The following is a 26,566-nucleotide window of genomic DNA, read 5'->3' as shown; positions in this document are numbered from 1 at the left end:
GGAGTGATGGTGGCCTGTGTGTAGCGGTGACAACTTACAATTTTCTATCGGCGTCAGTTCACAGGCTTCACAACTTTAATATTATCTATGGGCCTGTTGCTTCCGAGAAAGGCTTAGTCGAGCAGGCGCGGGGAGAAATGCCATGTCACAGCAAGCGTTCTCAACAGAAACAATCGCTACGACCACCATGCTCATTCAACAGGCAACAATTTTCCAGCTTATCCAGGCGGGAAAACTTGAAAGCGCTGATCTCGCCAATATCCTTGTAATGACGATCCAATCCGCCCAAACCAGCGGCATGCCCAACCCGAAAGAAATCTTGGAACTGATTGCGTGCGTGTACACTGGCAATCAATCCGCACCACTCCTTGACGAATTTCTCGTAAAGGGGGCTGTGCAGTAGAGACGAGATGCAAAAAAGCTCCGCTGGCCAGAGCCAGCGGAGCTTTAATACGCGTAATACCAAAACCATCAGGAAATAGGATTAATTACATTATCTCCAACTGATATTACTTCCTTGCGATGTGTAATAGCGCATATCGTGATTGGATAAGGGAGCGCTCGCAACGTAGCGAATATCCGTGCTTCGGTGTCCGCATCCAGGGCAGAGTCAGCGTTACGGCCGAAGGCAATACTCTGCGCTATGCTGTCATTAAGGATCACGACGTCCTGAGCTACCTATAACCAAACCAAACCCGCACCTGGGCTGACCTCAGACCTTACGCGCAAAAAGGGACTGCCCTCGCCGCGATCACTCCCTCAAAGCGCGGCGCTGGTGCTTTTCATACGCAGCAGCATGCCGAACAGGTCGCGCGGCTCGTCGGGGTCGGCAATGAGATCGAGTTCGGAGTAAAAGCCCGTGGCGGCAAGCTGATCACGGACGTAGCGCAGTGCTGAGAAATCCTCGGTCGCAAACCCTACCGAGTCGAACAATGTGATCTGCTGGGCATTGGCGCGTCCTAGCGTCCGGCCAGTGATGACCTCCCACAATTCCGTCACCGCATGATCTGCCGAAAGCTGCTGGATCTCGCCTTCGATCCGCGTCTGCGGGGTGTATTCGACAAAGATGGCGGATCGCAGCAGGATGTCGCGGTGCAGCTCCGTCTTGCCGGGACAGTCGCCACCGACCGCGTTGATGTGCAGGCCGCTGCCGACCATGTTGTCTGTGAGGATCGTGGCATACTGCTTGTCGGCGGTAACGGTGGTGATGATCTGCGCGCCCTCGACCGCTTCTTGCACCGAGGTGCAGATGGCGATGTCAAAGCCTAAACCAGCAAGATTGCTGGCGCATCTGCGCGACGCTGCAACGTCGATGTCATAGAGGCGCAGCTTATCTATACCGAGTAGCGCCCGGAACGCCAGGGCCTGGAACTCCGACTGAGCGCCGTTGCCGATCAGCGCCATACAAGAGGCATTCTGTGGTGCGAGATGTTTTGCGGCGACCGCCGAGGTGGCAGCCGTGCGCAGCGCAGTGAGGATGGTCATTTCACTAAGCAGTATCGGATAGCCGCTGCCGACATCCGACAACACGCCGAATGCGGTCACGGTCTGGCGGCCGTCACGCGTATTCTTCGGATGGCCGTTGACATATTTGAAGCCGTAGAGGCTGCCATCGCTGGTCGGCATCAGTTCGATCACACCGTCCAGGCTGTGCGAGGCGACACGCGAGGTCTTGTCGAAAAGTGCCCAGCGCTTGAAATCATCCTCGATATAGGCTGCGAGCTCGATCAGAAAACGCTCGACGCCGATGGCAAGAACCAGCCTCATCATGTTGTCGACGCTGACGAAGGGAACGATGGCCAGCGTGCCAGGCGCGGTCGTCTTTGGAGGTTGCGCCGGGCGGGTAACGGGGGACGAAATCATCGCGATGCTCCTGCGGAATTCTCGATCATCCGGCTTGCGCCCGAAGCGGCTTCCGTATCTTGCTTGTCAGTCAGCGCGGCGCGTTGCGAACGCAGCCGCCAGATCGAGGCCAATCCATTGGGGAAGAATAGCAGAACGACGATCATCGCCATGGCGATCAGCATCACTCGGCCCTCGTCGAGCCCTTCGATGCTGCCCAGCATCTCGGACGCGAAGGTCAGGATGATCGCGGCCGCAATCGGTCCGTAGATCGTGCCGGTGCCGCCGACCAGAACCATGGAAAGTACCAAGGACTGGACCGGAAAGCCGAAGATCTCCGGCGAGGCGACGCGAAGGTAGACGGCGAAGAAGCCGCCAGCGACGCCGGTGAAGAAGGCGGAGGCGACCAGTACCCTGAGACGCTGCAGCCCGGTCGGAATGCCTCGGGCGACCGCATATTCCTCGTTGTCGCGCAAAGCCCGCAACGACATGCCAAAATCCGACGCGACGACAAAGCGCAGGAAGATTGTCGACACGACAAGAAGGCCAAGCGCCACGTAATAGTAGCCGAACTTGAAATCGCGCAGGAAGCTGTGGCCAAATGCCTCGAGCGGGGGGATGCGCACGATACCTTGCGTGCCGCCAGTGATTTCGGACTGGCTCAACACCAGCTGCAAAACGAGCTGGCCAAAAGCGAAGGTCACCAGGACCACATAGATGCCCTTGAGCCTGATCACCGGCAGCGCGACAAGCGCGCCGGCAAGCGAAGCGGCAAGCCCACCGAGGAAGATGGCGATCCAGGGATCGACACCGAGGAACTTCGTCGCAAGGGCCGCTGCATAGACGCCGACGCCGAAGAAGGCGACATGGCCGAAGTTGAAGATGCCGGCATAACCGAGGCTGAGGTCCCAGTTCGACGCCACCATCGCGTAGATGAAGGCGATGATGAACAGGTGCCGCCAGTAGGTGTCCTGGACGAAGAAGGGCATCAGCACCGCGATGGCAAGTGCTGCCGCAATGACCAGTGTGCGGTTGCCAGCGAGTGAGCGGGTCATGCAACCCTCCTTCCGAACAGACCCTCGGGCCGCACCAAAAGCACTGCGATGAGGATGAGGAACAATGCCGAGGGAGCCCAATAAAAACCGACCGTGGTGATCAGGAAAGCTTCAACGAGACCGATGATGTAAGCAGCGCCGACGGTCCCAGCCAGGGAGCCCATGCCGCCGAAGATGACGATGATGAAGGCCTTGATCAGCGGTTCGGCACCAAGTCCCGGCGTCAGCAATCTGAGCGAGCCAAGCAGGATGCCGGTGAAGCCGGCAAGCACGGCGGAGAGCGCGAATGTGACGGCAAACATCGCCGGGGCATTGATGCCGATCAGCTTGGCTGCGTCGGGGTTTTGGCCGACGGCGCGAATGCCCCTGCCCGTCGATGTCCAGCGCAGGAATGCCCACAGTGCCGCCAGCACCAGCGGTGCGATGACGATGATGAACGCTTCCTGGGCGGAGATCGTGATGCCGAGAAGTGAAACCTTGCCTTCGACGATCGGGCGCAGTTGCTTGAGGCGCGGGCCCCACAGCATCTGGATGCCCTTTTCCAGGAACATCATGACCGCGAGTGTCGTCATGACCGTGATCAGTAGCATGTCGCGCTGGCCGTAGAACGGGCGCACCACCGTGCGCTCGATGAGAATGCCGAGCCCCGCCATGAAGGCCACCGACATGGCGATGGCAAAGCCTAGCCAGAGATTGAGGCCGGCGGCATCCGAAACCGACCAGGCGACATAGGCGCCAAGCGCCATGAAGACGCCGTGGGCAAAATTGAAGATACCGAGCGTTGTCCAGACAAGCGACAGGCCGCTGGCCATCATCGCGTAGATCGAACCCAGCACCAGCCCGCTGACAAGCAGGGCGCTGAAAGCATCAAGGCTCATCATGCGTGCTCCTCGCCGAAATACATTTGCATTATCTGTTCGTGGTCGACGTCCTGGCCTTTGCTGACCTCGCGGGTGATCTCGCCGTGGTCGACGAGATACATCCGGTCGGCGAGCGACAGGACGAACGATATGTCCTGCTCGACGAGCAAAAGGGGGATGCCGGTCTGCGAGATCTCGCCGATGGCAACAGCAAGCTCATCCTTGAGCTTGGGGGACAGGCCAAGCGTCGGCTCGTCCAGCATCAGCATCCTGGGCGCACACATCAGGCCGACACCGATGGACAGCATCTGCCGTTCGCCGCCGGACAGCGTCTTGCATTGCTGGCGCCGGCGCTCCTTCAAGCGCGGAAACAGCTGCAGGACCTTGTCGAGATTGGCCGACTTTTCCGGCTTGGCGCGCTTGCAGAAAGCGGCGAGTTCAAGCGTCTCCAGCACTTCCATCTGCGGAAACAGCAGATTGGCCTGGGGAACATGGATCAGGCCACGATCGACGATGGCCTGCGGCGACTTCCCCGCAATCTCGCCACCCAGAAAGCGGATGGTGCCGACGCGTGGCTTGATGACCCCTGAGATCGCATTCAGGAGTGTCGTCTTGCCGTGACCGTTGGGACCAAAGAGTCCGACGCGCTCATTGGCGCCGACCTTGAGCGACACCCCCATCAACACGTCGTAGCTATCGTAACCGGCACGAACACCGGCGACTTCAAGCGCAGGTTCCTGTGTCATAGGACAAGCTCCCGTTTGCCGAGATAGGCCTCGACCACGCGCTGATCGCGCACCACCTCGTGCGGATCGCCATGCGCCAGCACGGCACCCTGGTTGAGAACCATCAGCCGTTCCGACACTTTCAGAAGCAGAGTCAGGACGTGTTCGATGAGAATAATCGTCACGCCCCGGTCGCGGATGCGTAGCACGAGATCGCCGAGTTCCTTGATCTCGGGCTTGGTCAGTCCGGCGGCCGGCTCGTCTAGCAACAGCATCGCCGGATTACCGGCGATGGCGGACGCGATCATCAGTTGCTTGCGTTCATAGACCGAAAGGTCCATCGCCCGCAGCGACTGGCGCTGCTTGTCGAAACCGACAGCCTCGAGCGCGGCATCGGCTGCATCCTGCGCGGCCTCGCTTCGCAACCTGCCACAATAGACTGCACCGCAAACGACGTTTTCACGCGCCGTCATGGTCGGAAATTCTGCGTCCTTCTGGAAAGTCCTGACAAGGCCAGCCTGGCTAATCCGATAGGCTGGAAGACGCTGTATCTCCTCACCCTTGAAGATGATCCGCCCACCGGAAGGACCGAAGGGAATGCCGGTCAGGATGTTGAACAGCGTGCTCTTGCCGCTGCCATTGGGGCCGGCGATGCCGAAGATCTCACCCTTGAGCACGTCGAATGACACGTCGTTGACGGCGACCAGTTCGCCGAACCGACGGGTAACATTACGCGCTTGCAGGAGAGCGCCATTTTGATCTGGCGATGCGTTCATATCTCTTTTCCTCAAAGAGGGGTGACGGCCGGACGCCATGCGCACCGGCAGTCGGAAGTCGTGAAACATCACTTCATCCAGGGCGGTGTCTGGAACTCGGCGCCGGCAAGGTTGGCTGGATAGACAAGCTTGCGATCGCCGTCCCACAGCTGGAAGAACAGGATTGGCACGGCATCGGCGCCCTGGAGCGCGAGATGCGTCTTGGTATCGAAGGCGATACGGCCGATAGCGACCTGCTTGTCGGTTTCGCCGATGGCCTTGCCGATCGCCAGCCTATCGGCCGGGTCGCCAACCTTGGCGAGGGCATCGGCATAGATGTAGACCTGCTCATAGAGATGGGCGCCATAACCGCCCGGCTCGGCGCCGTACTTCGCCTTGTACTTGGACACCACCTCAGTGGCGCGCTTGTTGTCGCCGTTGGTGCCGTAAAGCCCGCCGATCATGTTGTACATGATGCCGGTGGACTTATCCTTGGTCAGCTCCATGAACTCAGGAACTGACGGCGCGTACTGGATGAAAACCAGGCTCTTGGTCGGCTGCTCGAGGAACTGCGTCAAGAACGTCGCCGCATTGGCCGAAATGTAGTCGGTGTTGACGATCACCGCAGGCTTGGCTTCGCGAACCTTGGCAAGGAACGGTCGCCAGTCGTTGATTTCGCCGAACGGTAGAAGATCGGTCGAAGTCACTGTCCAGCCGGCAGCCTCGAAGTTCTTCTTCAGCCCGTCCATGATCGTCTTGGAATAGGGATTGTCCGACGAGATCAACGCCGCCTTCTTGTTGTCGAGCGGCAGCTTGCCAGCCTTTTCGAAGCCGTCGACAACCGAGACCAGCTCAGATTCATAGGCGTCGTAGGTCGGCATATAGGACCAGACGGTCGGATATTTGTCGGGCGCGGCCGAAATGATAGCGCGTGTTTCAGCGCTGTTACCGGCGATGATATAGGGCATCTCCTGCTCCGCCATCAACTCGATCTCGAAATTTGTCGTGCTGGTGTAACCTGATACCATCGCGTTGACGTCGCGGTCGCCGGCGAGACGCTCGAAGACGCTGGTGACGACGTCGGGCGTTGAATCCTGGATGTCGCCGACGACGAGTTCGAGCTTGTAGCCGGCAACACCACCGGCAGAGTTGATTTCGTCGACCGCCATTCGCGCGCCATTGACCATCTCGGCGCCATCAGCGGCAGCCTTGCCGGAAACCGGAGCAAGCAATGCGATCTTGGTCGTCTTGTCTTGGGCGCTTCCCGGCACCATTCCGGCGACGAGCATCGATGTGGCCAGCAGGGCCGCCATCAGACGTTTGGTACTCATTTCACTCTCCCATTGTTGAAACAGATTGGCGTCGCCGACGATCGAGGCCCCCGGCGATCTGACTTGCTTGATGTGCTGGCGCCGCTTTTGCCGACGGCTTTTTTTCTTGCGGGCTCCCGCTTTGACGTGAGGTAAGACCATCGTCGCGATTATGTCAATAGCTCTTCAAGATTGACGATATTCTATTTTCTTGTAGAATTCTCTTCGTCGTTGGGTTACAGCTCAAATACGCCACAGAGCAAGAACGGGGAGAGTCATGAGCATCGAAACGGCCATTGAAAGCATCCAGAAAGTCGTTGAGCAGGAACGCGATTTCGTCGTCGGCCTGACGCGCGACCTAGTCAGGATTCCCTCCGTCAACCCGAAGTTCGAGGCGAATGAAAAACTCAACCGCGAGCCCGAGGTGCAAGCGCATCTGGCTCGCGTACTTGAAGAAATAGGTTTGAGCACGCAGCAGCAAGACGTGTTCCCCAACCGCCCCAATCTGATCGGTACGCTTGCCGGTAGCGATGAGCGGAGCTTGCTTCTCAACGGCCATATCGACGTTGTGCCGGTGGTCGACGAGGCGAAGTGGACTGTCGATCCATTCGGCGGCGAGATCCGCGACGGCCGGGTATGGGGCCGCGGCGCGATCGACATGAAATGCGGCATCGCCGCGATGGCTGCGGCCGTCCGGGCGATCGGCAAGGCCGGTTTCCGGCCCATCGGCCGCATCGATTTCCACGCCGTGGTCGACGAGGAAGCAGGCGGCTTTGGCGCCGCACACGCCGCAAAGACAATGCCCAAGGCCCGCGCCGGTATCGTCACCGAGCCGACATGGGGCGAAATCCTACCGGCGGCGGGTGGGCTCGAATGGGTCCGCGTTGCCATTCCAGGCAAGAGCGCGCATGCGGGCTGGCGCTACAACACCATCTACCCGCAGCGCCACGACAACCCAAAACGGCTTGAGCCAGGCGTCAACGCCATCGAACTTGGCACCCTGTTCATCATGGCCCTGCGCGAGTTCGAGCGCGAATGGGGCATGAACAAGTTCCACCCGCTGCTGCCGCCGGGCATCACCACCATCAACCCAGGCGTCGTCATTGGCGGCGTTTCGCCTGATGCCGACGGCAAGCCGACGCTGCTGTCCAATCCGGCGATCATCCCCGATGCCTTCGTCGTTGATCTCGACCTGAAGTTCCTGCCGCAAGAGAAGAAGGGAACCGTCCGCGCCGAGTTTGAAGCTTTCGTAGGCGCCTTCGCTTCGCAGCACGCCTTCCTCAGGCAGAATCCGCCGCGCGTCATCTGGGAGCTGCAGGGGCTGCATTTTCCGCCTCTCGACACGCCCGTCGACCATGCCATCGTCCAGTCGCTGGTCAGCCAGCGCAAGGCGCTCGGGCTGCCCGTCGAGATTTCGGCGATGGCCGGCGTCTGTGACGCCGCCCACTACTCCGGAGCCGGCATACCTTGCGTCATCTACGGATGCTCAGGCGACGGCCTGCACGGCATCGACGAATATGTCGAGATCGACAGCCTCGTCGAAACGACCAAGGTGCTGGCAGGCACGATCGCCGAGTTCTGCGGCCTGCGTGAAATCTGATCGTGCTGTCGAGCGCTGGAGACATTAATGGCCATTAGGGACGTGCTGATGCGGGAGGACCTCTCCCTGACGCCTTCCGAGGAGAAGATCGTGCGGCTGCTGCTGACCGACTATCCGACGTCGGGTCTGGGGACGGCAACGAGCCTGGCACGACGCGCCGGGGTAAGCGACCCAACCGTGGTGCGGCTGGTGATGAAGCTCGGCTTCGACGGCATCGCCGACTTCCAGTCGAAGCTGCTCGCTGAAGTTGAGGCACGACTGCATTCGCCGCTAGAGATGATGGGGGCCAAAAGTCCTGACGGCAGCCAGGACGCCGTGATCATCTCCTACCTGAAATCGGTGACGGCCTGCGTCGACAAGTCGACCACCGCGACCCCGCCACAGACCTATGACCGCGCCGCCAAGCTGATCATGGAAGCGAAAGGCCAGGTCGTTCTGATCGGTGGCCGCTTCAGCCGCCATGTCGCCGGCATGCTGGCCGGCTATCTCATGCAGTTCCGCCCTGGAATCCGCGAGGTGGCGTCACTTTCGGCCCAGGATTTCGACACGCTGGTCGACCTCGACAAGCGCGATGTGCTGGTCGTTCTCGACTATCGCCGCTACCAGCTCGACGTCGTCGCCTATGCGAGGCAGGCCGCAGCGCGGGGCGTGCGCATCGTGCTTTTCACCGACCCGTGGCTGTCGCCAATCGCCGATCTCGCCGAAGTGGTCATTGTCAGCCAGCTGGAGGTCGAGTCGCCCTACGACAGCATGGCCCCGGCGGTGGCGCAGATCGAAGCGCTTGTCGCCCACATTGTTTCAACGATGAGCGAAGCCACCCGGGCCCGCATCGTTGATCTCGAAAACGTGCGGCATGCCAATGCCGTCACACTCGACAGCACAAGGCGCACCTCGACCGAGCCGGACGCTGGCTCCGGCTTGTTTGGCCCGAAACGTTCGAAGAAAGAACCCAAGCAATGACCGAGACCTTGCCAGGGCGCGATGCACCCTATCAGCCGGGAGCAACGGCCCTCTTGATCGTAGACATGCAACGGATATGGCTGGAACCCGGCCTCGACCCAGATCATGCCGACCTGACCGCTGACCATTATTTCTATCGCGAGACCGCGACACGGACCATCCCCAATGCCGAGCGGCTGTTGGCGGCGGCACGCGACAATGGTGTCGAGGTTCTGCACACCATCATCCAGAGCCTCACCGAGAACGGCCGCGACCGCTCACTAGACCACAAGCTGACCCCGATGCACGTGCCGCCGAGCATGGCCGAGGGACTGCCCGTTCCGAGCCTCGCTCCGGTTGGCGACGAGATCATGTTGCCAAAGACCTCGTCGGGCATCTTCAACTCGACGAATGTCGACTACATCTTGCGTAACCTCGGCGTTCGACAGTTGGTCATAGCCGGCATCATGACCGACCAGTGCGTCGACATGGCGGTGCGCGACGCCGCCGACAAGGGCTACCGCGTCACATGCGTGTCCGATGCGTGCGCATCCTTCTCCCAGCTGCGCCACGACACCGCGCTCTCCGCTTTCAAGGGCTACTGCTGGACCGCCGATACGGCGACGGTCGTCGCCCGTTTCAACGCTTTAGGAAATAAGGCATGACCAACCGTTTCGAACCCCTGGTCGCCGTGGTGACGACCGACCTCGCCGCGGTGACACGCGGCCGCTCGGTCGTCGAAAGCAAGCTTGGCAAGGTCGCAGAAACCGGCATCGGCTGGCTCCAGGCCAATCTGTCGCTGACGCCGTTCAATTCGATCGCCGATCCAAATCCATGGGGTTCGGAGGGCGACCTCAGGATCCTTCCCGACCTCAAAGCGCGCTACAAGACCGACTTGACCGGCTCGGCCACGCCGTTCGACATCATTGCGGGCAACATCGTCGAACTCGACGGCACGCCTTGGCTCGGCTGCACTCGTACCATGCTGCAGCAAGCCCTGGCCGACCTGAAGGCGGCGACCGGCCTTTCGGTGGTCGCAACCTTCGAGCAGGAATTCCAGATCTTCGGCGCCAATTTCCCGACCGCACATTCGTTCTCGGTCGACGCGCTGCGCCGGACCGATCCGTTCGCGCCCAATCTGATGGCGGCACTTGAGGAAGCTGGCGTCGCACCCGAAGTGATCATCGCCGAGTTCGGCAGTGACCAGTTCGAGATCACGCACGCCCCCACCGACGCGCTGACCGCGGCGGACCGCGCGGTGGCGATCCGCGAGATCACCAAAGAGGTGGCACGCAATTTCGGTTGGCGCGCCAGCTTCGCGCCCAAGACAGCGCCATCGGCTGTCGGTAACGGCGTCCACATCCATTTCAGCTTCGTCGACGAGGCTGGCCAGCCAGTCACCTATGATCCAAAGGGTCCCGGCGGGCTGTCGGCAGCGGCAGGCTCGTTCTGCGCTGGGATCGTCAAGCATCTCCCTGCGATCACCTGTCTGACCGCCGCAAGCGTGCCGTCCTACTACCGCCTGACGCCGCACAACTGGAGCTCGTCCTACACCTGGCTCGCCGACAAGAACCGTGAGGCGACGCTGCGCATCTGTCCGACGGTGACTATCGGTGGCCGCGACCCAGCCAAGCAGTTCAACATTGAATACCGAGCGGCCGACGCCACCGCCAATCCCTATCTGGCGCTTGCGGCGATCGTCCGCGCGGGGCTCGATGGCATGACTCATAAGCTACCGGTGCCGCCGCTCGTCTCCGACGACCCGACACTAATGAGCGACGGTGAGCGAGCGGCACTCGGCCTTGTCAGGTTGCCGCAGACGCTGGATGCCGCGCTCGATGTGCTGCTCGACAACGCCACTGTGACCAGCTGGTTCGCGCCGGTGTTCATCGAAACCTTTGTCGGCGTCAAGCGCGCCGAGATTGCCAAGCTCGCCAGCCAGGACGCGGCGGCGATCTGCGAGCTCTACCGGACGCTCTATTGATGTCACAGCATGCTACGCATAGCCGGACCGATGATTGGCCAGAGGCCGTCGCCGTACTCAACGAGGCCGGCCGCTCGGACATCGTGCTGCTGTGCGAGCACGCGTCCAATCACATGCCCGTCGAGTATACTCGTCTGGGGCTTTCCGAACTCGACCTGCAACGACACATCGCCTGGGACATCGGCGCGGCAATGCTGACGCGCAGGCTGTCGACACTGCTCGATGCTCCGGCCTTTCTCAGCAATTACTCGCGGCTGCTGATCGACCTGAACAGACCACTCGGGTCGGAAGGTAGCATCCCTATACATTCCGAAGACACCGCCATCCCCGGCAATGCCGGCATCAAGGATTCAGAACGGGCGCTCCGTGAGGCCGTCATGTTCAAGCCCTTTCATGACAGAGTGAGCAAGCATCTCGACAATCGCGAGAAGGATCGCAAGCCGACACGCATTCTGACAGTACACAGCTTCACGCCAACCTATCTCGGCGTATCCCGCCCATGGCACGCGGGCGTGCTGTTTGCCGCCGCCACTGATCTGGCCGAAGCGTTGATTGCCGGTCTCCGCAGTGGAGAGCCGGGGCTCAACGTTGACGCCAACGTGCCCTACGTCATCAACCGCAATTCCGATTACGCCATACCGGTCCACGGCGACGACCGCGGCCACGAAGCCGTGCTGATCGAGATCCGCCAGGACCTGCTGAAATCGGCCGGCGAAATCGACAAATGGGCAAACCGACTGGTCGCTGCCCTGCCGGCTCTCAGTGGAGAAATGATGGCATGAGCAAATCTGGTCTGTCCCTGCGCGAACGCGACGCCAAGGTCATCGCCGAGATCGGCAGGCTTAGGTTTTCGCCGCTGAGCCTGGTTGGGGGACGCGGCAATCGCCTGATCGAGGAAGGTGGGCGCGAGGTGCTCGACCTCTCCGGATCGGCCGGCCCAGCCATTCTTGGCTACGGGCATCCAGCGATCGTTGCGGCAGTGGAACGTTCCGTTCGCGATATGGCCGGCGCCAGCCTCCTGCTCTACCCCAATGAACCGGCCGTCTCGCTTGCCGAAGAGCTTTTGGCGGTCACGCCGGGCGAAGGCGAAAGGCGCGTCTGGTTCGGGCACTCTGGGTCCGACGCCAATGATTGCGCCGTACGCGTACTGCAGGCTGCGACCAGGCGCTCACGCTTCATCTCCTTCATCGGCTCCTATCACGGCAACCTGTCGGGCTCGATGGGCATCAGCGGCCATACGGCCATGACCCATACCTTGCCGCGACCTGGTGTTCTGCTTTTGCCTTATCCCGACCCTTTCCGGCCCCGGTTCAGCGCCGACGACGTGCTCGCCTTGCTCGACTACCAATTCGAGACCACTTGCCCGCCTGACCAGGTCGCGGCGATCTTCATCGAGCCGCTGATGTCTGACGGTGGCTTGATTGTGCCACCACCCGGCTTCCTCCCTGGCCTTCAGCAACGCTGCCGCTGTCACGGCATCAAGATCGTCGTCGACGAGGTCAAGGTCGGTCTGGCGCGCAGCGGACTGATGCATTGCTTCCAGCATGAAGGGCTGACGCCCGATCTCGTGGTGTTCGGCAAGGGCCTTGGCGGCGGCCTCCCATTGTCGGCCGTTGTCGGACCCAGCGCTATCATGGATCACGCGCCGGCCTTCGCCCTACAGACCACTGCGGGCAATCCCGTCGCCACCGCTGCCGGCAACGCTGTGCTGAAGACCATTGCCAGCGAAAACCTGGCCGCACGGTCGGCGTGGATGGGCAAGCTGTTCACCGACGGCTTGCGGGGGCTTGGCGCGAAATACGATATCATCGGCGATGTTCGAGGTCGCGGTCTTGCCGTTGGCGTCGACCTCGTGGCGGATCGCAAGACACGCGAACCGGTGCCAGCCACCACTACCGCCAAGATCATCTATCGCGGTTACCAGCTAGGCGCCGCCTTCACCTATGTCGGGCTCAAGGCAAATGTTCTCGAATTCATGCCGCCCTTGACGTTGAGCGAGGACGAGGCAGCCGAAGGTGTCGCAATCGTCGGACAATCGATCGAGGACGTGCTTGCCGGGAAGGTCTCCGACAAGGACGTGGCCTCGTTCATGATGTGGTGAGGAGCGAGCAGAATGGGCTTGAGCTGGAAGGAAATTCCACCCGACATCCGTACCTTCATCGAGGAACAGAAGCTGTTCTTCGTCGCCACCGCGCCCATGGATGGACGGGTAAACCTGTCGCCCAAGGGCCTGGACACGCTGCGCGTGCTCGACGCGCGCACTGTGACCTATCTCGATTTGACCGGCAGCGGTAACGAAACTGCGGCCCACGTCACCGAGAACGGCCGCATGACGATGCTGTTCTGTGCCTTCACCGGCGAGGCGATGACGCTTCGGCTCTACGGAAAGGCCGATCTGCTGCGACCCGACCATCCGGAGTGGGAGGGGATGCTGGCGCTGTTCCCATGTCTACCGGGCACCCGTCAGATTTTCCGCCTTCACGTCGAGAGCGTGGCGACGTCATGCGGCTGGAGCATTCCCGTCATCGGCGAGATGCAGGAGCGGAATGAACTGATCGAGTGGGCCGAAGCCAAGGGCGAGAACAACCTCGAGGCCTACCGTTTGAGCAACAATGTCGTCAGCATCGACGGTCTTTCGACCGGCTACGTCTCCGACGATTTCTAGGCCAGCATGATGGACACGATTTCGATCACCTTCGCCGATGGCGAAGTCATGACCTTTGCACCGGCACCTGGCGGTTCGGTGCTGACCTCCGCCGAACAGGCAGGCAACGCCCTGGCTCACAGCTGCCGCGAAGGCACTTGCCGGACCTGTGTGGCGCGCCGCCCCAACGGCGACGAGGTGCTGCTCTGCGTCGAGCCGGCGCAGAGCGGATTTGAGGCCGTCGTGCCCTATCGCCGGGCCGACGTGTCGCCGCCCACACTGCGCCGCGCCAAGATCAACAGCTTTCAGCGCGTCTCGCGCTCGGTCTGGGAGATCAGGTATCGGCTGCAATTTCCGCTGCCATTCCTGCCGGGCCAGTTCGTGGAAGCGACGTTCCCCGGCATCGATGGCCCCAGGCGCTTTTCAATGGCCAACAGCCCAAGCGAGGCCGAACAGATCCTGCATGTGCGCGACATTCCCGGTGGGGCGATGGCCGAATACCTCGGCTCTCGGGCCAAGCCGCAGGATGCATTCACTGTGCGCGGCCCGTTCGGCATCTTCTACCTGCGCGCCAGCAAGAGGCCCAAATTGTTCGTCGCCGGCGGCACCGGACTGGCGCCGGTCCTCGCCATGTTGCGCTGCATCGACCGGACATCGCCGCCGCCGATGAGCCTGGTGCTGGGCTTCGCCGATGCGCAGGACGCATATGCCATCGACGAACTTAAGGAGCTGGCGAGCGAACTGGCGCTGGAGATCGTGCTGACGGCCGACACGACCAACGCAAGCTGGCCGGGCAAAACAGGAAATCCAGTCGCCGGCATCAACCATGTTACCGGCGTGCCCTTGCGAGAGGACACTGAAGCCTATCTTTGCGGACCGCCCGGAATGGTCGGCGCAGCGCGCAAGGCGCTGCGCGAGTTTGGCCTGCGCCAGGACGACATCTTCAACGAAGAGTTCGTGCACCAGACGCAGCCGGCGTGATCATAGCGCCACCGTCAGCGGTCGGCGAGGTGCTGGCACAGCTCGGTCCTATACACTTAGGGCGCTGAAGGCATAGCGGTCGACCGATGGACGTTCCTCTCGAAGCGGCGCAGCTTCGGCATTGTCGAGCGCGGCAACTAGCTCCCGGAGCAGTGCCGTTTCGCCTTTGTCGCCCCGCTTCATAGCGGCGCGTAGGTCGCGGCGAAGCTGGCCTTCATCACCTCGCCCGCGTTCTCAGTCACAGAAACTACAGACTCTTCTATGTCACCTATTGCTACCTATTGATCCTTAATATAGGACTATTTTGGAATTTTGTGGAGTCGTTTTTCATGTCGAACGTCCTTATGACAGTCGAACAGGCCGCCGAGGAGATGAAGCTTCATCCCAAAACTGTCCTCCGCTACATCCGCGAAGGTCGCCTCCAGGCCACACGGATCGGCAAAGCTTATCGTATCGACCGCTCCAAGCTGGACGCTTTCACCGGTATGGCGAGCGGGCGCACGCGGCCTCCTCGCGATGTCCGCGCCACAGTGATTGTCGAGATTCCCGCGTTAGCTACCGAAGCGGCCGAGCGCATGGCGACTTTCCTCGGCGCCGCGGCCCTGGGAGGCGACGCCGAGACCAGACCGTTGCACGTCAATACGGCCTTCGATCCGACCAGCGGCAATCTCAAGATCGTGCTCATCGCCGCTCCGTCCGACGCCGCAAAACTGCTTGAGCTTATCGATCTGCGGATGGGGCTGTTGCGATGAGTGATCCTGTCTTTCGCAGCGATACCTATGCGGCCGAGGTTATGCGGGAGTACCGCGCTGTGCTCGACCACTGGCCTGTGCCGAGGCAAGAGATTGAACTGCCGACCTCGCAAGGCGCGACATTCGTGCTCGCCTGTGGTCCCGAGGCGGCGCCTCCGGTGCTGCTGCTGCATGGCGCTCAGGCGAACGGCGCCGCTTGGCTGCCGGATATCGCGCTCTGGTCAAGCCGCTTCCGGCTCTATGCGGTCGACATGATCGGCGAGGCCGGCCTCAGCGCCCGGGTGAGGCCGCCGCTCATTGGTGACACCCACGCGATATGGCTCGACGATGTCTTCACCGGGCTTGGACTTGCCCGTGCAGCACTGGTCGGCACATCACTCGGCGGCTGGTTAGCGCTCGACTACGCCATGCGGCGGCCGACACGAGCTTCCGCGCTGGCGCTGATCTGCCCCGCGGGCATCGGAAGGCAGAAGAACTTTCTCCTCGCCGTCGCACCCTATTTGCTGTTGGGGGCCTGGGGAAAGCGCAAGATTCTTGAAAAGGTGTTCGGGCCAGCACCGAAGCACTTAACGACCGATCTCGAGGCGATCTCGGGCCTCATGGATAGTATCGGCCGCGCGATCAAACCGCGCGTTGTCAAAATCCCGCAGCTCAGCGATGCGGCGCTGGAAGCACTCGAAATGCCGATCCTCGCGATAGCAGGGGGACGTGATGCGCTTATCGACTCCTATGACACGCGCGCCCGGCTCGAGTTGCATGTGCCGCATGCCGAAGTCTGTTTCCTTGAGGAAGGGTATCACTTCCTGCCCGACCAGTCGCAGCGCGTGTTCGATTTTCTGGCCCGCAGCTTGGAGGGGCACGATGCCCGGGCCCGTCATGATTCCAAGACACGCGCCGTGTCTGATGAATTGTCGGAGAGCCGTTGGAGCCTATCGACGAAGCCTAGCACGACCTGAAGGATGTTCATGAATCGACAGAGCGGCCGACGATTACACCCGGCCGCCGGTGATCGGGATGTTCTCCGGCTCGACGCCCTGCGCGCCATTGGCGGCGGCATGTATTGAAGCGCAACTTGCCCCGCCGATTTGCACGCTACGCTGCGATATTCCCGCAGGCACGGACCGGAGGCCTTTCATATTTCAAGAGCTATCGCTTTCTATCTCGGAGACCCCGAAACGATAGGAGGCATAGCATGGCGAGGGCATCTTCTAATGCGGCACTACGGCGTACCATCCGGCGCCAACAATTGCGGGAGATGATCCCGCTGGCTGACAGTACCATTTACGAAATGGAACAGCGGGGGGAGTTTCCGCGACGCTTCGCTTTGACCCCACGATGCGTGGTTTGGGATCTGGGCGAGGTTCAGGCATGGCTCGCGGCCCGTCGCTCAAAACCAATTCTCCGCGCGCCCGGCCCCGACGTGAAACAACGTCGAGCGAGCCCGGTCAAAGAGCCGGATCGGGCGCCAGGATCGGCATCGACGGCGGGATAAGCGTTGGTACGTACTTCTTGCCGTCGACCCAGGCGTCCAAGATATCCGACCACTCCTGCATCATGTGCCGCCGCTGCACCTCATATTCGGCTTTGTTATAAACGCCGCGCGACGAGCGCCCGTCCTCATGTGCCAGGCACTTTTCGATCCAGTCGCTGTTGAAGCCGAGTTCGTTCAGCAGAGTCGAACCTGTCCGCCGCAGATCGTGCACCGTAAAAGGTTCCAGGGGCAAACCTTCCGCCTTCGCCCGTTCGACAACTGCGTAAGTAATCCGGTTGAAGGTGGCGCGCGACATTGGAGCATCTGCGTCATATCGCGACGGCAGAAGGTATCTTGAATTTCCCGCACAGGTCTTCAGGGCGATCATGATGTCGAGCACCTGACGCGATAGGTAGACGTTATGCGCCTTCGAGCGCTTCATCCGCTCCTTCGGAATCGTCCAGACCGCATTTTCGAAGTCAACTTCGTCCCAAACCGCGTCCTGCAGCTCGCTCTTGCGCACCATCGTAAGGAGGTAGAGCCGCATTCCTAGACGGATCGTGGGAAGCGTGGCGACGTGTTCGATCTGCTTCAGCATCACCCGAATTTCAGAGGGCGAAAGCGAGCGGTCCTTGGGCGCGAAAGTCGCAATCGATGCCGGTCCCACTTCGTCGGCCGGGTTGGAAACCTTCTCACCATGCAGGATCGCAAAGCCGTAAATCTGCTTCAGGATGTCTCGCACATGGATAGCCGTCGCGGGAGCGCCGCGCTCAACGATACCGCCACAATGGGCTCTTAGATCGTCTGGCGTGATCTCGGTCAGGAGACGATTGCGCCAAACAGGCAACAGCTCTCGCTCAAAGATGGAACGCCGCATGGCCCGCGTGCTGTCGGCCATCGGCGCGGCCGTGAGCCACTTCTGCCCGAACTCGCCGAAACTCTTGGCCTCTTTCAGGCGGCGCTTGTCGCGCTGCTTCTCGATCGCAGGCGATCGTCCTTCGGCTACGGCCCGCCTTGCATCGATGCACTTCTCCCGAGCCCGGGCAAGCGAGATACCATCGCGCCCGTACCTGCCCAGATAGACAGTCTCCCGGCGGCCGTTGAGCCTGTAGTCCAAGCGAAATGAGATCGCACCACTGGGCATGACGCGCACATACATGCCGTCGCGGTCGGCGACTTTGTAAATCTTCTCTTTTGGTTTCAATGCCTTGAGGGCGGCGTCCGTCAGCATCCCTACTGCCTCCTGAAAAGTACCGTCGGCACAAATCCGGGGCTCCGCGACAGATATTTACCATTATATTCAATGGCTTAATACCAAAAAAGTACCGTCACGAGCCTCATTGCCTGTGACGGTACTTTCAAAAATTCGGCTAAGCAATATGCCCAGGGTCCGTCAGACGGGCCGCCAGGACCAAACTATACCCACCGATAGTTGTCGATCGCCATCGGCAGGATTTATTTTTGTTTTCAGTGACTTACGTCGTACAATGGCGTAAATTCGGCGGCGTTCGGATAGGCCTGAATCATTCCCACTCGATCGTGCCGGGCGGCTTGGAGGTCACGTCGTAGACGACGCGGTTGATGCCGCGGACTTCGTTGATGATGCGGGTGGCGGCCTGGCCGAGGAAGTTCATGTCGTAGTGGTAGAAGTCGGCGGTCATGCCGTCGACGGAGGTCACGGCACGCAGCGCGCAGACGAACTCGTAGGTGCGGCCATCGCCCATGACGCCGACAGTCTGGACCGGCAACAGCACGGCAAAGGCCTGCCAGATGGCGTCGTAGAGGCCGGCCTTGCGGATCTCGTCGAGATAGATGGCGTCGGCCTGGCGCAGGATCTCGAGCTTTTCGCGGGTCACGCCGCCCGGGCAGCGGATGGCAAGGCCCGGTCCGGGGAAGGGATGGCGGCCGATGAAGCTGTCGGGCAGGCCGAGCTCACGTCCTAGCACACGGACCTCGTCCTTGAACAGCTCGCGCAGCGGCTCGACAAGCTTCATGTTCATGCGGTCGGGCAGACCGCCGACATTGTGGTGCGACTTGATGGTGACCGAAGGGCCGCCGGTGAAGGACACGCTTTCGATGACGTCGGGATAGAGCGTGCCCTGGGCGAGGAAATCAGCACCACCGAGCTTCTTGGCTTCTTCTTCGAACACCTCGATGAACAGCCGGCCAATGGTCTTGCGCTTGGTTTCGGGGTCGGCCTCGCCTTCGAGCGCATCGATGAAGCGGTCGGCGGCATCGACCAGGATCAGCGGCAAATTGTAGTGCTCGCGGAACATGGCGACGACGTCAGCCGCTTCGTTCTTACGCATCAGGCCGTGATCGACGAGGATGCAGGTCAGCTGGTCGCCGACCGCCTCGTGAATGAGCAGGGCCGCGACCGAGGAATCGACGCCGCCCGAAAGCCCGCAGATGACCTTCTTGTCGCCAATCTGCTTGCGGATCGCCTCGACGGCATGCTCGCGGTACGCGTGCATGGTCCAGTCGCTTTCGATGCCGGCGATCTTGTGGACGAAATTGCGCAAAAGCTTCGCGCCATCGGGCGTGTGCACCACCTCGGGATGGAACTGCACGGCGTAGAACTTGCGGGCTTCGTCGGCGATGGCCGCAAACGGCGCGCCGTTGGAAGTGCCGATGACGCGGAAGCCGGTGGGGATGGAGGTGACGCGGTCGCCATGGCTCATCCACACCTGATGGCGGGTGCCCTTGGCCCAGACGCCATCGAACAGCGCGCTGTCGTCTTCGATCTCGAGATAGGCGCGGCCGAACTCGCGGTGATGGCCGCCCTCGACCTTGCCGCCGAGCTGGGCGCACATTGTCTGCTCGCCGTAGCAGATGCCGAGAACCGGAATGCCGGCTTCAAACACTGCGTCAGGGGCGCGCGGGCTGCCGATATCGACAGTGGAATGCGGGCTGCCGGAGAGGATCACCGCCTTGGGGCTGATCCGCTTGAAGGCCTCGGCGGCCAACTGGAAGGGAACGATCTCGGAATAGACCCCGGCCTCACGGACGCGACGCGCGATCAGCTGCGTCACCTGGGAGCCGAAGTCGATGATGAGGACGGTTTCAGGGTGCTCGGAGTTCTTCATGGCGGGCGTTTAAAGAAAGATTCGAGTCTGCGCAATGGTTTGCTGCGCATGGCTGCCTGTGCGAATTCGCATCTTGGTGCAAGGCATCCGCCTGAGGTCAGCGCCGAGCATCGCCGTCAAGCACGCGTAAAGCCTGCATCAGCGCCTCGAAGCTGCCTGGCCCCAACCGTTCGCGATAGCCGCTTTCGATGTCGAGCTTGACGCGGTCGCCGTCGCGAAGTGCCGCCAATCCAAGCTGCGTGTAGTGAACAAGCTTGCCGCGTTTGTCGTGCGGATCGGCCACGCGTTCGATGATGCCTTCGGCTTCGAGGCCATCGAGAAGCTGCTGTACTGCCTGCTTGGAGATGCCTGCCCGCTCGATGAGCGCGGCCTGGCGAATGCCACGGCGCGGTATGTGACCGAGCAGACCCGCGCGGCTTTCGCTGAACCAATCGTGGCCAGAGGCGCGCATGGCAGCTGAAAACTCGGCTTGCCAGGCACGGCTCGCCTGCCAGAGACGCCAGCCGACATGATCGGGCAGCGGCGCCTCGGCATTTTCGTCAAGCTGCTTGACCATTTTTCCATCCACACATAAAGTCAAGCGACTTGACGATATTGATAACCAATGGAGACCGCGATGGCAATTCTCGATCAAGCGACCCTGTCGGTGTTAATCCCGGGCACGACCCATGTGCTCGATCGCAACGGCAAGGAGGCCTATGTCTATTTCGAGCAAGGCGAGACGGCGCACATGCTGCTCGAAGACGGCGAGACCAGGAAGGGCGTGTGGAAACTCGCTGACGGTGGTTATGTCGTCGAGTGGGACAATGGTGCGGTCGGACGCTGGAAGATCGACCACGAGGCAGGTGCCGTGACCTACATCAACAGGGATCGCGATATCCAGGTGAAGCTGATCGGCGTCTTGTTCGGCAACGCCAAGAACCTGCCGCGCGCGGCGCAATAGGCAGGATGGTCGCCCACAAGGGACGACCATCCAAATTTCGTCAGGCGAGTTCTTCGTCGCGCTGGGCAACAAAGACAAGCACGAGCAAGATGGTGATGAAGAAACGGAAGGCATCCGGCACGCCATTCCATGTCTTCGACATCCACATGCCGAACCATTCGCCGCCGACCGACATGAAGCCAACCTGCCATACCAGGAAGCCGAGCGTCAGGCCGGCAATGGACAGCGTCTTGGCAGCATTGAAGCTGCGCGCATCTTTGCGAAGGTTGGTGGCAAGGCGGTAGGCGCCGATCCAGCACAGGATTGCCGTCAGGGATTCAGCGGCAATGATCAGGAAGTAGAACAGGTTGTGAAGCGCTGGATTGGTGATCGCGCGATACTTGATGGCCGCATCCGGGAAGATCGTGTCCATGCTCAGGACATGCTGCACGAAGGCGAAATTGGTGCCGTAGTCGGTGATGTTGCCGAAGGCGACAAGCGTTGAAAACAGTGCGATGGCAGCAACGGCGGCGGTCTTGGATATGCGGGTGATCATCATCTTATAAGCTACTCCTGAAAAAGCACGTGCACGCTTCGACACTGTTGCCCCATCTCGTCCGAGCAACAGAGCGCGGGTCGAGAAAAAGCATCAGCGTCGATGAGCGTGCATGACCATGCGCCGCATACATCAAACGCCTTGGCAAAGCTCATGGCAAAAGAGCGCAGTGCGCAGCCCGTCAGACTACTAAAGCTTGAGTTCGCCGCTGCTTATCGCCTGGCCCAGCAGGTGCACGGCATGCGCCAGCTTCTCATCGACGACATGGAGATATTCGGTCCAGTCGTCGACATGGCCTATATCGGCGGCGCCGTCCGAGATGCCGCGCAGGCCAATCAGCGGCACGGAAAACATCTGGCAGGCGCGGAGCACGGCAAAGGTCTCCATGTCGACCATGTCTTCTGAAATCGCGTCGTAGCCAGCACCTGAGATGATGGCGCCGCCGGTCGACAGGCTGGCTTGCTTCACCCCAGGGATTTTCAACGGCAAAGCCACGGTGACCGGCAGGTCGAGGAAAGGCGTGGCTCCCTTTTCAAAGCCGAGCGCTGACGCATCCATGTCGCGGTAACTGACCGAAACGGCCTGATAGACCTCTGTCTGTTCGAGCCTGCGGCTACCGGCGGAGCCAAGGCAGACAACAAGATCGGGCAAGTAGTTGGAGGCGGCGAGCAGCGCAAGTTCACCCGCCACCCTGACCCCTGCTTCAACCGGACCGACGCCTGTCATCACAGGGACAAACAGCTTTTGCAGATGCGGGCCATATTCGGCATCGGCCGCCATGACGAACAGCACCTTGCGACCGGCGAACTCAGTCACATCAGTCATGGTGTCAGCCCTCGATACCGTCACGACCGGCAATCGCCATCATCGTGCCCGTCATGGTGGCAATCAGCTTGGCCTCGCCGTCGGCCGAAATCGCATAGGCCTGGCCGTCGGCGACAACGATTGTGCGGCCGGGCTTGGTGACCGAGCCGCGAAACAGGAAACGCTCGCCCTTGCCGGGGGCCAGGAGATTGACCTTGAACTCGATGGTGAGCACGCTCGAGCTTTCCGGGATCAGCGAAAAGGCAGCATAACCGCAAGCGGAATCGAGTGCCGTCGAGATGACGCCGGCATGGAGAAAGCCGTGCTGCTGCGTCAGCTGATCTGAAAACGGCATCTCGATCTCGATGATGCCTGGAGTGACGAGCGTGAGCTCGGCACCGATGGTCCGCATCGCGCTCTGGCGCGCGAACGAGGCCCTGACACGCTCGTCATAATCGGGTGCGGGTACGATCTTGGCTGCCATTGCGATGTCCTCTTGGCATTCTTATCGCAAAGCCGGCAAATGCAGGCAATCGGAAATGCTGCAGCGCAAAAGTGGTGACGAGGTCAACCCTTGCGACGCATGGCGGCAAAATAAAAGCCGTCGGTGCCACTTCTTGCCGGTGTCAGCGACAGGCCTTGCGCGCCAAAGCGCACGGCATCATCGCGACCGGGGAAGCGCTGCGCCCAAAGTGCCGGATGATCGACCGCTGCAAAGCTCTTGTCGCGACCCAAGAACGCCGCGACCTGGTCGGCGTTCTCTTCATCGAAGACCGAACAGGTGATGTAGACCAACAGGCCGCCCGGCTTCACATAGGTGCTGGCAGCGTCAAGGATGGCCGACTGCTCAGCCTTGCGAATGTCGAGCTGCCTCTGGGTGAGACGCCATTTGGCATCGGGCCGGCGGCGCCACGTGCCGCTGCCGGTGCAGGGTGCGTCGATCAAGACGAGATCCATGTGACCGGTGAGAACGGAAAGCTCGGATGGCTTGGTGACGACCTGGACATTGCGGTTGTCCGACCGGCGCAGGCGATCAAATATCGGCGCAAGGCGCGACTTTTCCGAATCGTAAGCGAATATCTGGCCGCGATTTTCCATCGCAGCCGACAGCGCCAGCGTCTTGCCGCCGGCACCGGCGCAAAAATCGAGCACCTGCATGCCTGATGTGGCACCAGCCAACTCGGCGGCAAGCTGCGAGCCCTCGTCCTGGATCTCGAACCAGCCCTTCTGGAATGCCGGCTCGGCCTGGACATTGGGGTGACGGCCGCTGCCGTCGATCGGCGGAATGCGCACGCCATGCGGGGCAAGTGCCATGGGTGCTGCCTGGGTGCCTTCGAGTTCGCCGATGACGCGGGCGCGGTCGGCCTTCAGCGTGTTGGCGCGGATATCGAGCGGCGGACGGGCGGCAAGAGCTGCACCTTCAGCCACCCACTCGCTGCCGAAAGCGCGTTCGAGCAGCGGCGCGCACCAATCGGGAGAATCAGCGCGGACAACATCGGGCGCGTCAGTGAGCTTGCGCTCGGCGATAGCCTTGAGTTCGTCAGCGCTCAGCGGCTCGGGTGCGAACTTGTCGCCGTCGAGCGTCTGGTTGAGTGCCTCGGCCGACTGGTCCCATTCAAGCAGCAGGGCGCCGAAGCCGAGCGCGCGCGACGTCTCGTCGCCAAGCAGCCAGGCTGCGGAACGCTTGCGGCGCAGTGCATCATAGACAATGTTGCCGATCGCTGCGCGGTCGCCGGCGCCAGCGAAGCGGTGGGACAGCCCCCAATCCTTGAGTGCATCCGCAGCGGGCCGATGCCGCCTGTCGATATCGTCGAGTACTTCGATGGCCGCAGCCAGTCTTCCGCCAAGTCGCATGTTCGGTGTTTCCGCTTTCGGTTGACCCGTATCAGGCCTAGCTAAACAGCGGCGAGGCAATGCACAAGCGTCGGGCGAAGCTTCCAGGGTAAAAACTTCCCCCGAACGGGTCAGGCGAAAAATGAAACAGGCGCGGATCGCTCCGCGCCTGCCTGGTTCGGTCAATCCCGGCTTGTTATTCGGCCGCCTGCAACGTTTCGCCAAGGTCGAAGCGGTCGGCGTTCATCACTTTGGTCCACGCCGCCACGAAATCCTTGACGAATTTCCCCTTGGCGTCCGTGCTGCCATAGACTTCGGCAAGAGCGCGAAGCTGCGAGTGCGAACCGAAGATCAGGTCGGCGCGGGTGGCGGTCCACTTGACCTCGTTTGTGGTCCTGTCGCGTCCTTCGAACACGTCCCTGGCATCAGAGACCGCCTTCCACTCCGTTCCCATGTCGAGCAGGTTGACGAAGAAGTCGTTGGTCAGCGTGCCTGGCCGGGTGGTGAAGACGCCATGCGCGGACTCTCCCGCATTGGCGCCAAGCACGCGCAGGCCACCGACCAGCACCGTCATCTCGGGTGCCGTCAGCGTCAGAAGCTGCGCCCGATCCACCAGGGACTCCTCAGGCGACAGGCGCTGCTTGCCGCTGGCATAGTTGCGAAAACCATCGGCCGCCGGTTCAAGCGGGGCGAAGGAGTCGACATCGGTCTGCTCCTGCGAGGCGTCCATGCGACCCGGCGTGAAGGGCACCTTCACGTCCTGGCCGGCGTCCTTGGCAGCCTTCTCGATCGCGGCAACGCCGCCGAGAACGATCAGGTCGGCAAGCGAAACCTTCTTGTTGCCGGTCTGCGAAGCGTTGAACTCCTTCTGGATCGCTTCGAGCTTTTCGAGGACAGACGCCAGCTGGGCGGGCTGGTTGACCTCCCAGTCCTTTTGCGGGCTGAGGCGAATGCGCGCGCCATTGGCGCCACCGCGCTTGTCGGAACCGCGGAACGTCGAGGCCGAAGCCCAGGCCGTCGAAACCAGCTGCGACACCGACGGCACCGAGGCGAGGATCTTGGCCTTCAGGGCAGCGATGTCCTGCTCATCGACCAGGACATGATCGATCGCAGGAATCGGGTCCTGCCACAGCAGTTCTTCCTTCGGCACCAGCGGGCCGAGATAGCGCGCGACCGGGCCCATGTCGCGATGGGTGAGCTTGTACCAGGCGCGTGCGAAGGCTTCGGCGAACTGGTCCGGGTTCTCGAAAAAGCGCCGCGAGATCTTTTCGTAGGCAGGATCGGCCCGCAAGGCGATGTCACTGGTCAGCATGGATGGCGCGTGACGCTTCGACGGGTCATGCGCATCCGGCACCGTGCCAGCGCCCATGCCGTGCTTGGGTGTCCACTGGTGGGCACCAGCCGGGCTCTTGGTCAGTTCCCACTCGTAGCCGAGCAGGTTCCAGAAGAAGTTGCCGCTCCATTTCGTCGGCGTCGTGGTCCAAGTGACTTCCAGGCCACTGCCGATCGTGTCGCCGCCCTTGCCGGTGCCGAAGCTGCTCTTCCAGCCGAGGCCCTGCTGCTCGATGCCAGCGGCTTCGGGCTCAGGCCCGACCAGCGCGGCATCGCCGGCGCCATGGGTCTTGCCGAAGGTGTGGCCGCCGGCGATGAGAGCAACGGTCTCCTCGTCGTTCATCGCCATGCGCGCGAAGGTCTCGCGGATATCCTGCGCCGATGCCAGCGGATCCGGGGTGCCGTTCGGGCCTTCCGGATTGACGTAGATCAGGCCCATCTGCACCGCGCCAAGCGGGTTGGCGAGCTCGCGGTCGCCGCTATAGCGTTCGTCGGCCAGCCATTTGCCTTCGGAACCCCAGTAGATGTCTTCTTCCGGCTCCCAGACATCGGCGCGTCCGCCAGCGAAACCGAAGGTCTTGAAGCCCATCGATTCCAGCGCGACGTTGCCGGCGAGGATCATCAGGTCGGCCCAGGAGATTTTACGGCCATATTTCTGCTTGACCGGCCACAACAGCCGGCGCGCCTTGTCGAGGTTGACGTTGTCTGGCCAGCTGTTGAGCGGCGCGAAGCGCTGCTGTCCGGCTCCCGCACCACCACGGCCGTCGCCAATGCGGTAGGTGCCCGCGCTGTGCCATGCCATGCGGATGAATAGCGGCCCGTAATGGCCAAAGTCGGCCGGCCACCAATCCTGCGAGTCCGTCATCAGGGCATGAAGGTCCTGGATCACGGCGTTGAGGTCGAGGCTTTCGAATTCCTTCGCGTAGTCAAACGCCTCGCCCATCGGGTCGGACAGGGCCGAGTGCTGGTGGAGGACCTTGAGGTCCAGCTGGTTCGGCCACCAGTCACGATTGGTCCTACCAGCAGAAGTGTGCGCGACCGGGCATTTGCCCTCGCTCTTGTCAGTCGTAGCGTCCATGTTCATCTCCGAACGTATGTCTGTCGTTGTGCTTGCG

At 61.5% G+C, this 26,566-nt stretch carries 27 protein-coding genes; 13 read left to right on the top strand and 14 right to left on the bottom strand.

Features of this window, described 5'->3' with window-relative positions; translation table 11 throughout:
* Window positions 1-142: 142 nt before the first annotated feature.
* Window positions 143-403 (top strand): hypothetical protein, encoded by a 261-nt coding sequence (locus tag AC1RTB_RS19775; RefSeq protein WP_492880783.1) that lies wholly within the window; start codon window positions 143-145, stop codon window positions 401-403.
* Between the two features lie 356 nt (window positions 404-759).
* Here AC1RTB_RS19775 and ocd read toward each other — a convergent pair whose 3' ends face one another.
* The 6 genes from ocd to AC1RTB_RS19745 form a co-directional block, all read right to left on the bottom strand.
* On the bottom strand, window positions 760-1,863 hold the full coding sequence (gene ocd / locus AC1RTB_RS19770) for an ornithine cyclodeaminase (protein WP_492880782.1): 1,104 nt from the start codon (window positions 1,861-1,863) through the stop codon (window positions 760-762).
* Window positions 1,860-2,897 (bottom strand): branched-chain amino acid ABC transporter permease, encoded by a 1,038-nt coding sequence (locus AC1RTB_RS19765; protein WP_492880781.1) that lies wholly within the window; start codon window positions 2,895-2,897, stop codon window positions 1,860-1,862. The genes ocd and AC1RTB_RS19765 overlap by 4 nt, the downstream gene beginning before the upstream one ends.
* Window positions 2,894-3,775: a branched-chain amino acid ABC transporter permease gene (locus tag AC1RTB_RS19760; protein ID WP_492880780.1), complete on the bottom strand. Its 882-nt coding sequence runs from the start codon at window positions 3,773-3,775 to the stop codon at window positions 2,894-2,896. Before AC1RTB_RS19760 ends, AC1RTB_RS19765 begins: the two co-directional genes overlap by 4 nt.
* Window positions 3,775-4,503, bottom strand: a complete 729-nt coding sequence (locus tag AC1RTB_RS19755; RefSeq protein ID WP_492880779.1) for an ABC transporter ATP-binding protein — start codon at window positions 4,501-4,503, stop codon at window positions 3,775-3,777. Before AC1RTB_RS19755 ends, AC1RTB_RS19760 begins: the two co-directional genes overlap by 1 nt.
* The gene (locus AC1RTB_RS19750; protein WP_492880778.1) at window positions 4,500-5,258 is read right to left on the bottom strand and encodes an ABC transporter ATP-binding protein; all 759 of its coding nucleotides are present in this window, start codon (window positions 5,256-5,258) and stop codon (window positions 4,500-4,502) included. The genes AC1RTB_RS19755 and AC1RTB_RS19750 overlap by 4 nt, the downstream gene beginning before the upstream one ends.
* 68 nt (window positions 5,259-5,326) lie before the next feature.
* Complete coding sequence (locus tag AC1RTB_RS19745; RefSeq protein WP_492880777.1) at window positions 5,327-6,568, bottom strand: ABC transporter substrate-binding protein; 1,242 nt, start codon at window positions 6,566-6,568, stop codon at window positions 5,327-5,329.
* Between the two features lie 256 nt (window positions 6,569-6,824).
* Here AC1RTB_RS19745 and AC1RTB_RS19740 point away from each other — a divergent pair, with 256 nt between their 5' ends.
* The 11 genes from AC1RTB_RS19740 (at window position 6,825) to AC1RTB_RS19690 (ending at window position 16,939) form a co-directional block, all read left to right on the top strand.
* The gene (locus AC1RTB_RS19740; RefSeq protein ID WP_492880776.1) at window positions 6,825-8,147 is read left to right on the top strand and encodes a M20 family metallopeptidase; all 1,323 of its coding nucleotides are present in this window, start codon (window positions 6,825-6,827) and stop codon (window positions 8,145-8,147) included.
* Between the two features lie 27 nt (window positions 8,148-8,174).
* Window positions 8,175-9,107, top strand: a complete 933-nt coding sequence (locus AC1RTB_RS19735; RefSeq protein WP_492880775.1) for a MurR/RpiR family transcriptional regulator — start codon at window positions 8,175-8,177, stop codon at window positions 9,105-9,107.
* Window positions 9,104-9,751 carry a cysteine hydrolase family protein gene (locus AC1RTB_RS19730; RefSeq protein ID WP_492880773.1) on the top strand — a complete coding sequence of 216 codons (648 nt, stop codon included), beginning with the start codon at window positions 9,104-9,106 and terminating at the stop codon, window positions 9,749-9,751. Before AC1RTB_RS19735 ends, AC1RTB_RS19730 begins: the two co-directional genes overlap by 4 nt.
* On the top strand, window positions 9,748-11,070 hold the full coding sequence (locus AC1RTB_RS19725; RefSeq protein WP_492880772.1) for a glutamine synthetase family protein: 1,323 nt from the start codon (window positions 9,748-9,750) through the stop codon (window positions 11,068-11,070). Before AC1RTB_RS19730 ends, AC1RTB_RS19725 begins: the two co-directional genes overlap by 4 nt.
* Window positions 11,070-11,852 (top strand): N-formylglutamate amidohydrolase, encoded by a 783-nt coding sequence (locus AC1RTB_RS19720; RefSeq protein WP_492880771.1) that lies wholly within the window; start codon window positions 11,070-11,072, stop codon window positions 11,850-11,852. The genes AC1RTB_RS19725 and AC1RTB_RS19720 overlap by 1 nt, the downstream gene beginning before the upstream one ends.
* Window positions 11,849-13,171 (top strand): aspartate aminotransferase family protein, encoded by a 1,323-nt coding sequence (locus tag AC1RTB_RS19715; RefSeq protein ID WP_492880770.1) that lies wholly within the window; start codon window positions 11,849-11,851, stop codon window positions 13,169-13,171. Before AC1RTB_RS19720 ends, AC1RTB_RS19715 begins: the two co-directional genes overlap by 4 nt.
* Before the next feature lie 12 nt (window positions 13,172-13,183).
* Window positions 13,184-13,735 (top strand): pyridoxamine 5'-phosphate oxidase family protein, encoded by a 552-nt coding sequence (locus AC1RTB_RS19710; protein WP_492880769.1) that lies wholly within the window; start codon window positions 13,184-13,186, stop codon window positions 13,733-13,735.
* Window positions 13,736-13,744: 9 nt separating this feature from the next.
* Entirely contained in the window at window positions 13,745-14,695 is a 951-nt protein-coding gene (locus AC1RTB_RS19705) for an FAD-binding oxidoreductase (protein WP_492880768.1), read from the top strand.
* A 344-nt stretch (window positions 14,696-15,039) separates the two neighbouring features.
* Entirely contained in the window at window positions 15,040-15,447 is a 408-nt protein-coding gene (locus tag AC1RTB_RS19700; RefSeq protein ID WP_492880767.1) for a helix-turn-helix domain-containing protein, read from the top strand.
* Window positions 15,444-16,403 (top strand): alpha/beta fold hydrolase, encoded by a 960-nt coding sequence (locus AC1RTB_RS19695; protein WP_492880766.1) that lies wholly within the window; start codon window positions 15,444-15,446, stop codon window positions 16,401-16,403. The genes AC1RTB_RS19700 and AC1RTB_RS19695 overlap by 4 nt, the downstream gene beginning before the upstream one ends.
* A 236-nt stretch (window positions 16,404-16,639) precedes the next feature.
* Window positions 16,640-16,939 (top strand): helix-turn-helix transcriptional regulator, encoded by a 300-nt coding sequence (locus tag AC1RTB_RS19690; RefSeq protein ID WP_492880765.1) that lies wholly within the window; start codon window positions 16,640-16,642, stop codon window positions 16,937-16,939.
* On the opposite strand, the gene AC1RTB_RS19685 is transcribed toward AC1RTB_RS19690, so the two are convergent.
* The 3 genes from AC1RTB_RS19685 to AC1RTB_RS19675 form a co-directional block, all read right to left on the bottom strand.
* Complete coding sequence (locus tag AC1RTB_RS19685) at window positions 16,893-18,149, bottom strand: tyrosine-type recombinase/integrase (RefSeq protein WP_492880763.1); 1,257 nt, start codon at window positions 18,147-18,149, stop codon at window positions 16,893-16,895. The genes AC1RTB_RS19690 and AC1RTB_RS19685 overlap by 47 nt on opposite strands.
* Before the next feature lie 292 nt (window positions 18,150-18,441).
* A complete protein-coding gene (gene guaA / locus AC1RTB_RS19680; RefSeq protein WP_492880761.1) occupies window positions 18,442-20,004 on the bottom strand; it encodes a glutamine-hydrolyzing GMP synthase in 1,563 nt (520 codons plus the stop codon).
* A 97-nt stretch (window positions 20,005-20,101) separates the two neighbouring features.
* A complete protein-coding gene (locus AC1RTB_RS19675; RefSeq protein ID WP_492880759.1) occupies window positions 20,102-20,560 on the bottom strand; it encodes a MarR family winged helix-turn-helix transcriptional regulator in 459 nt (152 codons plus the stop codon).
* Between the two features lie 60 nt (window positions 20,561-20,620).
* On the opposite strand from AC1RTB_RS19675, the gene AC1RTB_RS19670 reads away from it, so the two are divergent.
* On the top strand, window positions 20,621-20,947 hold the full coding sequence (locus tag AC1RTB_RS19670; protein ID WP_492880757.1) for a hypothetical protein: 327 nt from the start codon (window positions 20,621-20,623) through the stop codon (window positions 20,945-20,947).
* A 40-nt stretch (window positions 20,948-20,987) separates the two neighbouring features.
* On the opposite strand, the gene AC1RTB_RS19665 is transcribed toward AC1RTB_RS19670, so the two are convergent.
* From AC1RTB_RS19665 to katG, 5 genes are all read right to left on the bottom strand, one after another.
* Window positions 20,988-21,485: a DUF2165 family protein gene (locus tag AC1RTB_RS19665; protein ID WP_492880755.1), complete on the bottom strand. Its 498-nt coding sequence runs from the start codon at window positions 21,483-21,485 to the stop codon at window positions 20,988-20,990.
* A gap of 186 nt (window positions 21,486-21,671) precedes the next feature.
* The gene (locus AC1RTB_RS19660; RefSeq protein WP_492880754.1) at window positions 21,672-22,307 is read right to left on the bottom strand and encodes a 5'-methylthioadenosine/S-adenosylhomocysteine nucleosidase; all 636 of its coding nucleotides are present in this window, start codon (window positions 22,305-22,307) and stop codon (window positions 21,672-21,674) included.
* A gap of 4 nt (window positions 22,308-22,311) precedes the next feature.
* The gene (locus AC1RTB_RS19655) at window positions 22,312-22,770 is read right to left on the bottom strand and encodes a PaaI family thioesterase (protein WP_492880753.1); all 459 of its coding nucleotides are present in this window, start codon (window positions 22,768-22,770) and stop codon (window positions 22,312-22,314) included.
* Window positions 22,771-22,853: 83 nt separating this feature from the next.
* Window positions 22,854-24,140: an RsmB/NOP family class I SAM-dependent RNA methyltransferase gene (locus AC1RTB_RS19650; protein WP_492880752.1), complete on the bottom strand. Its 1,287-nt coding sequence runs from the start codon at window positions 24,138-24,140 to the stop codon at window positions 22,854-22,856.
* Between the two features lie 175 nt (window positions 24,141-24,315).
* A complete protein-coding gene (gene katG, locus AC1RTB_RS19645) occupies window positions 24,316-26,529 on the bottom strand; it encodes a catalase/peroxidase HPI (RefSeq protein WP_492880751.1) in 2,214 nt (737 codons plus the stop codon).
* Window positions 26,530-26,566 lie beyond the last annotated feature (37 nt).

The organism is Aminobacter sp. GW821-FHT11F06 (assembly GCF_058808215.1).
Note: the sequence above shows the minus strand (reverse complement) of the source record. Positions and strands in the feature narration are given on the sequence as shown.

Bases quoted from the DNA above. Each gene is read 5' to 3' on its own strand.
- AC1RTB_RS19675 (WP_492880759.1), bottom strand. From the start codon at position 20,560: ATGGTCAAGCAGCTTGACGAAAATGCCGAGGCGCCGCTGCCCGATCAT.
- AC1RTB_RS19765 (WP_492880781.1), bottom strand. From the start codon at position 2,897: ATGACCCGCTCACTCGCTGGCAACCGCACACTGGTCATTGCGGCAGCA.
- AC1RTB_RS19705 (WP_492880768.1), top strand. From the start codon at position 13,745: ATGGACACGATTTCGATCACCTTCGCCGATGGCGAAGTCATGACCTTT.
- AC1RTB_RS19760 (WP_492880780.1), bottom strand. From the start codon at position 3,775: ATGAGCCTTGATGCTTTCAGCGCCCTGCTTGTCAGCGGGCTGGTGCTG.
- AC1RTB_RS19685 (WP_492880763.1), bottom strand. From the start codon at position 18,149: ATGCTGACGGACGCCGCCCTCAAGGCATTGAAACCAAAAGAGAAGATT.
- AC1RTB_RS19720 (WP_492880771.1), top strand. From the start codon at position 11,070: ATGTCACAGCATGCTACGCATAGCCGGACCGATGATTGGCCAGAGGCC.
- guaA (WP_492880761.1), bottom strand. From the start codon at position 20,004: ATGAAGAACTCCGAGCACCCTGAAACCGTCCTCATCATCGACTTCGGC.
- AC1RTB_RS19735 (WP_492880775.1), top strand. From the start codon at position 8,175: ATGGCCATTAGGGACGTGCTGATGCGGGAGGACCTCTCCCTGACGCCT.
- AC1RTB_RS19695 (WP_492880766.1), top strand. From the start codon at position 15,444: ATGAGTGATCCTGTCTTTCGCAGCGATACCTATGCGGCCGAGGTTATG.
- AC1RTB_RS19755 (WP_492880779.1), bottom strand. From the start codon at position 4,503: ATGACACAGGAACCTGCGCTTGAAGTCGCCGGTGTTCGTGCCGGTTAC.
- AC1RTB_RS19690 (WP_492880765.1), top strand. From the start codon at position 16,640: ATGGCGAGGGCATCTTCTAATGCGGCACTACGGCGTACCATCCGGCGC.
- AC1RTB_RS19700 (WP_492880767.1), top strand. From the start codon at position 15,040: ATGACAGTCGAACAGGCCGCCGAGGAGATGAAGCTTCATCCCAAAACT.
- AC1RTB_RS19715 (WP_492880770.1), top strand. From the start codon at position 11,849: ATGAGCAAATCTGGTCTGTCCCTGCGCGAACGCGACGCCAAGGTCATC.
- AC1RTB_RS19725 (WP_492880772.1), top strand. From the start codon at position 9,748: ATGACCAACCGTTTCGAACCCCTGGTCGCCGTGGTGACGACCGACCTC.
- AC1RTB_RS19740 (WP_492880776.1), top strand. From the start codon at position 6,825: ATGAGCATCGAAACGGCCATTGAAAGCATCCAGAAAGTCGTTGAGCAG.
- katG (WP_492880751.1), bottom strand. From the start codon at position 26,529: ATGGACGCTACGACTGACAAGAGCGAGGGCAAATGCCCGGTCGCGCAC.
- AC1RTB_RS19710 (WP_492880769.1), top strand. From the start codon at position 13,184: ATGGGCTTGAGCTGGAAGGAAATTCCACCCGACATCCGTACCTTCATC.
- AC1RTB_RS19650 (WP_492880752.1), bottom strand. From the start codon at position 24,140: ATGCGACTTGGCGGAAGACTGGCTGCGGCCATCGAAGTACTCGACGAT.
- AC1RTB_RS19660 (WP_492880754.1), bottom strand. From the start codon at position 22,307: ATGACTGATGTGACTGAGTTCGCCGGTCGCAAGGTGCTGTTCGTCATG.
- AC1RTB_RS19750 (WP_492880778.1), bottom strand. From the start codon at position 5,258: ATGAACGCATCGCCAGATCAAAATGGCGCTCTCCTGCAAGCGCGTAAT.
- AC1RTB_RS19730 (WP_492880773.1), top strand. From the start codon at position 9,104: ATGACCGAGACCTTGCCAGGGCGCGATGCACCCTATCAGCCGGGAGCA.
- AC1RTB_RS19665 (WP_492880755.1), bottom strand. From the start codon at position 21,485: ATGATGATCACCCGCATATCCAAGACCGCCGCCGTTGCTGCCATCGCA.
- ocd (WP_492880782.1), bottom strand. From the start codon at position 1,863: ATGATTTCGTCCCCCGTTACCCGCCCGGCGCAACCTCCAAAGACGACC.
- AC1RTB_RS19670 (WP_492880757.1), top strand. From the start codon at position 20,621: ATGGCAATTCTCGATCAAGCGACCCTGTCGGTGTTAATCCCGGGCACG.
- AC1RTB_RS19655 (WP_492880753.1), bottom strand. From the start codon at position 22,770: ATGGCAGCCAAGATCGTACCCGCACCCGATTATGACGAGCGTGTCAGG.
- AC1RTB_RS19775 (WP_492880783.1), top strand. From the start codon at position 143: ATGTCACAGCAAGCGTTCTCAACAGAAACAATCGCTACGACCACCATG.
- AC1RTB_RS19745 (WP_492880777.1), bottom strand. From the start codon at position 6,568: ATGAGTACCAAACGTCTGATGGCGGCCCTGCTGGCCACATCGATGCTC.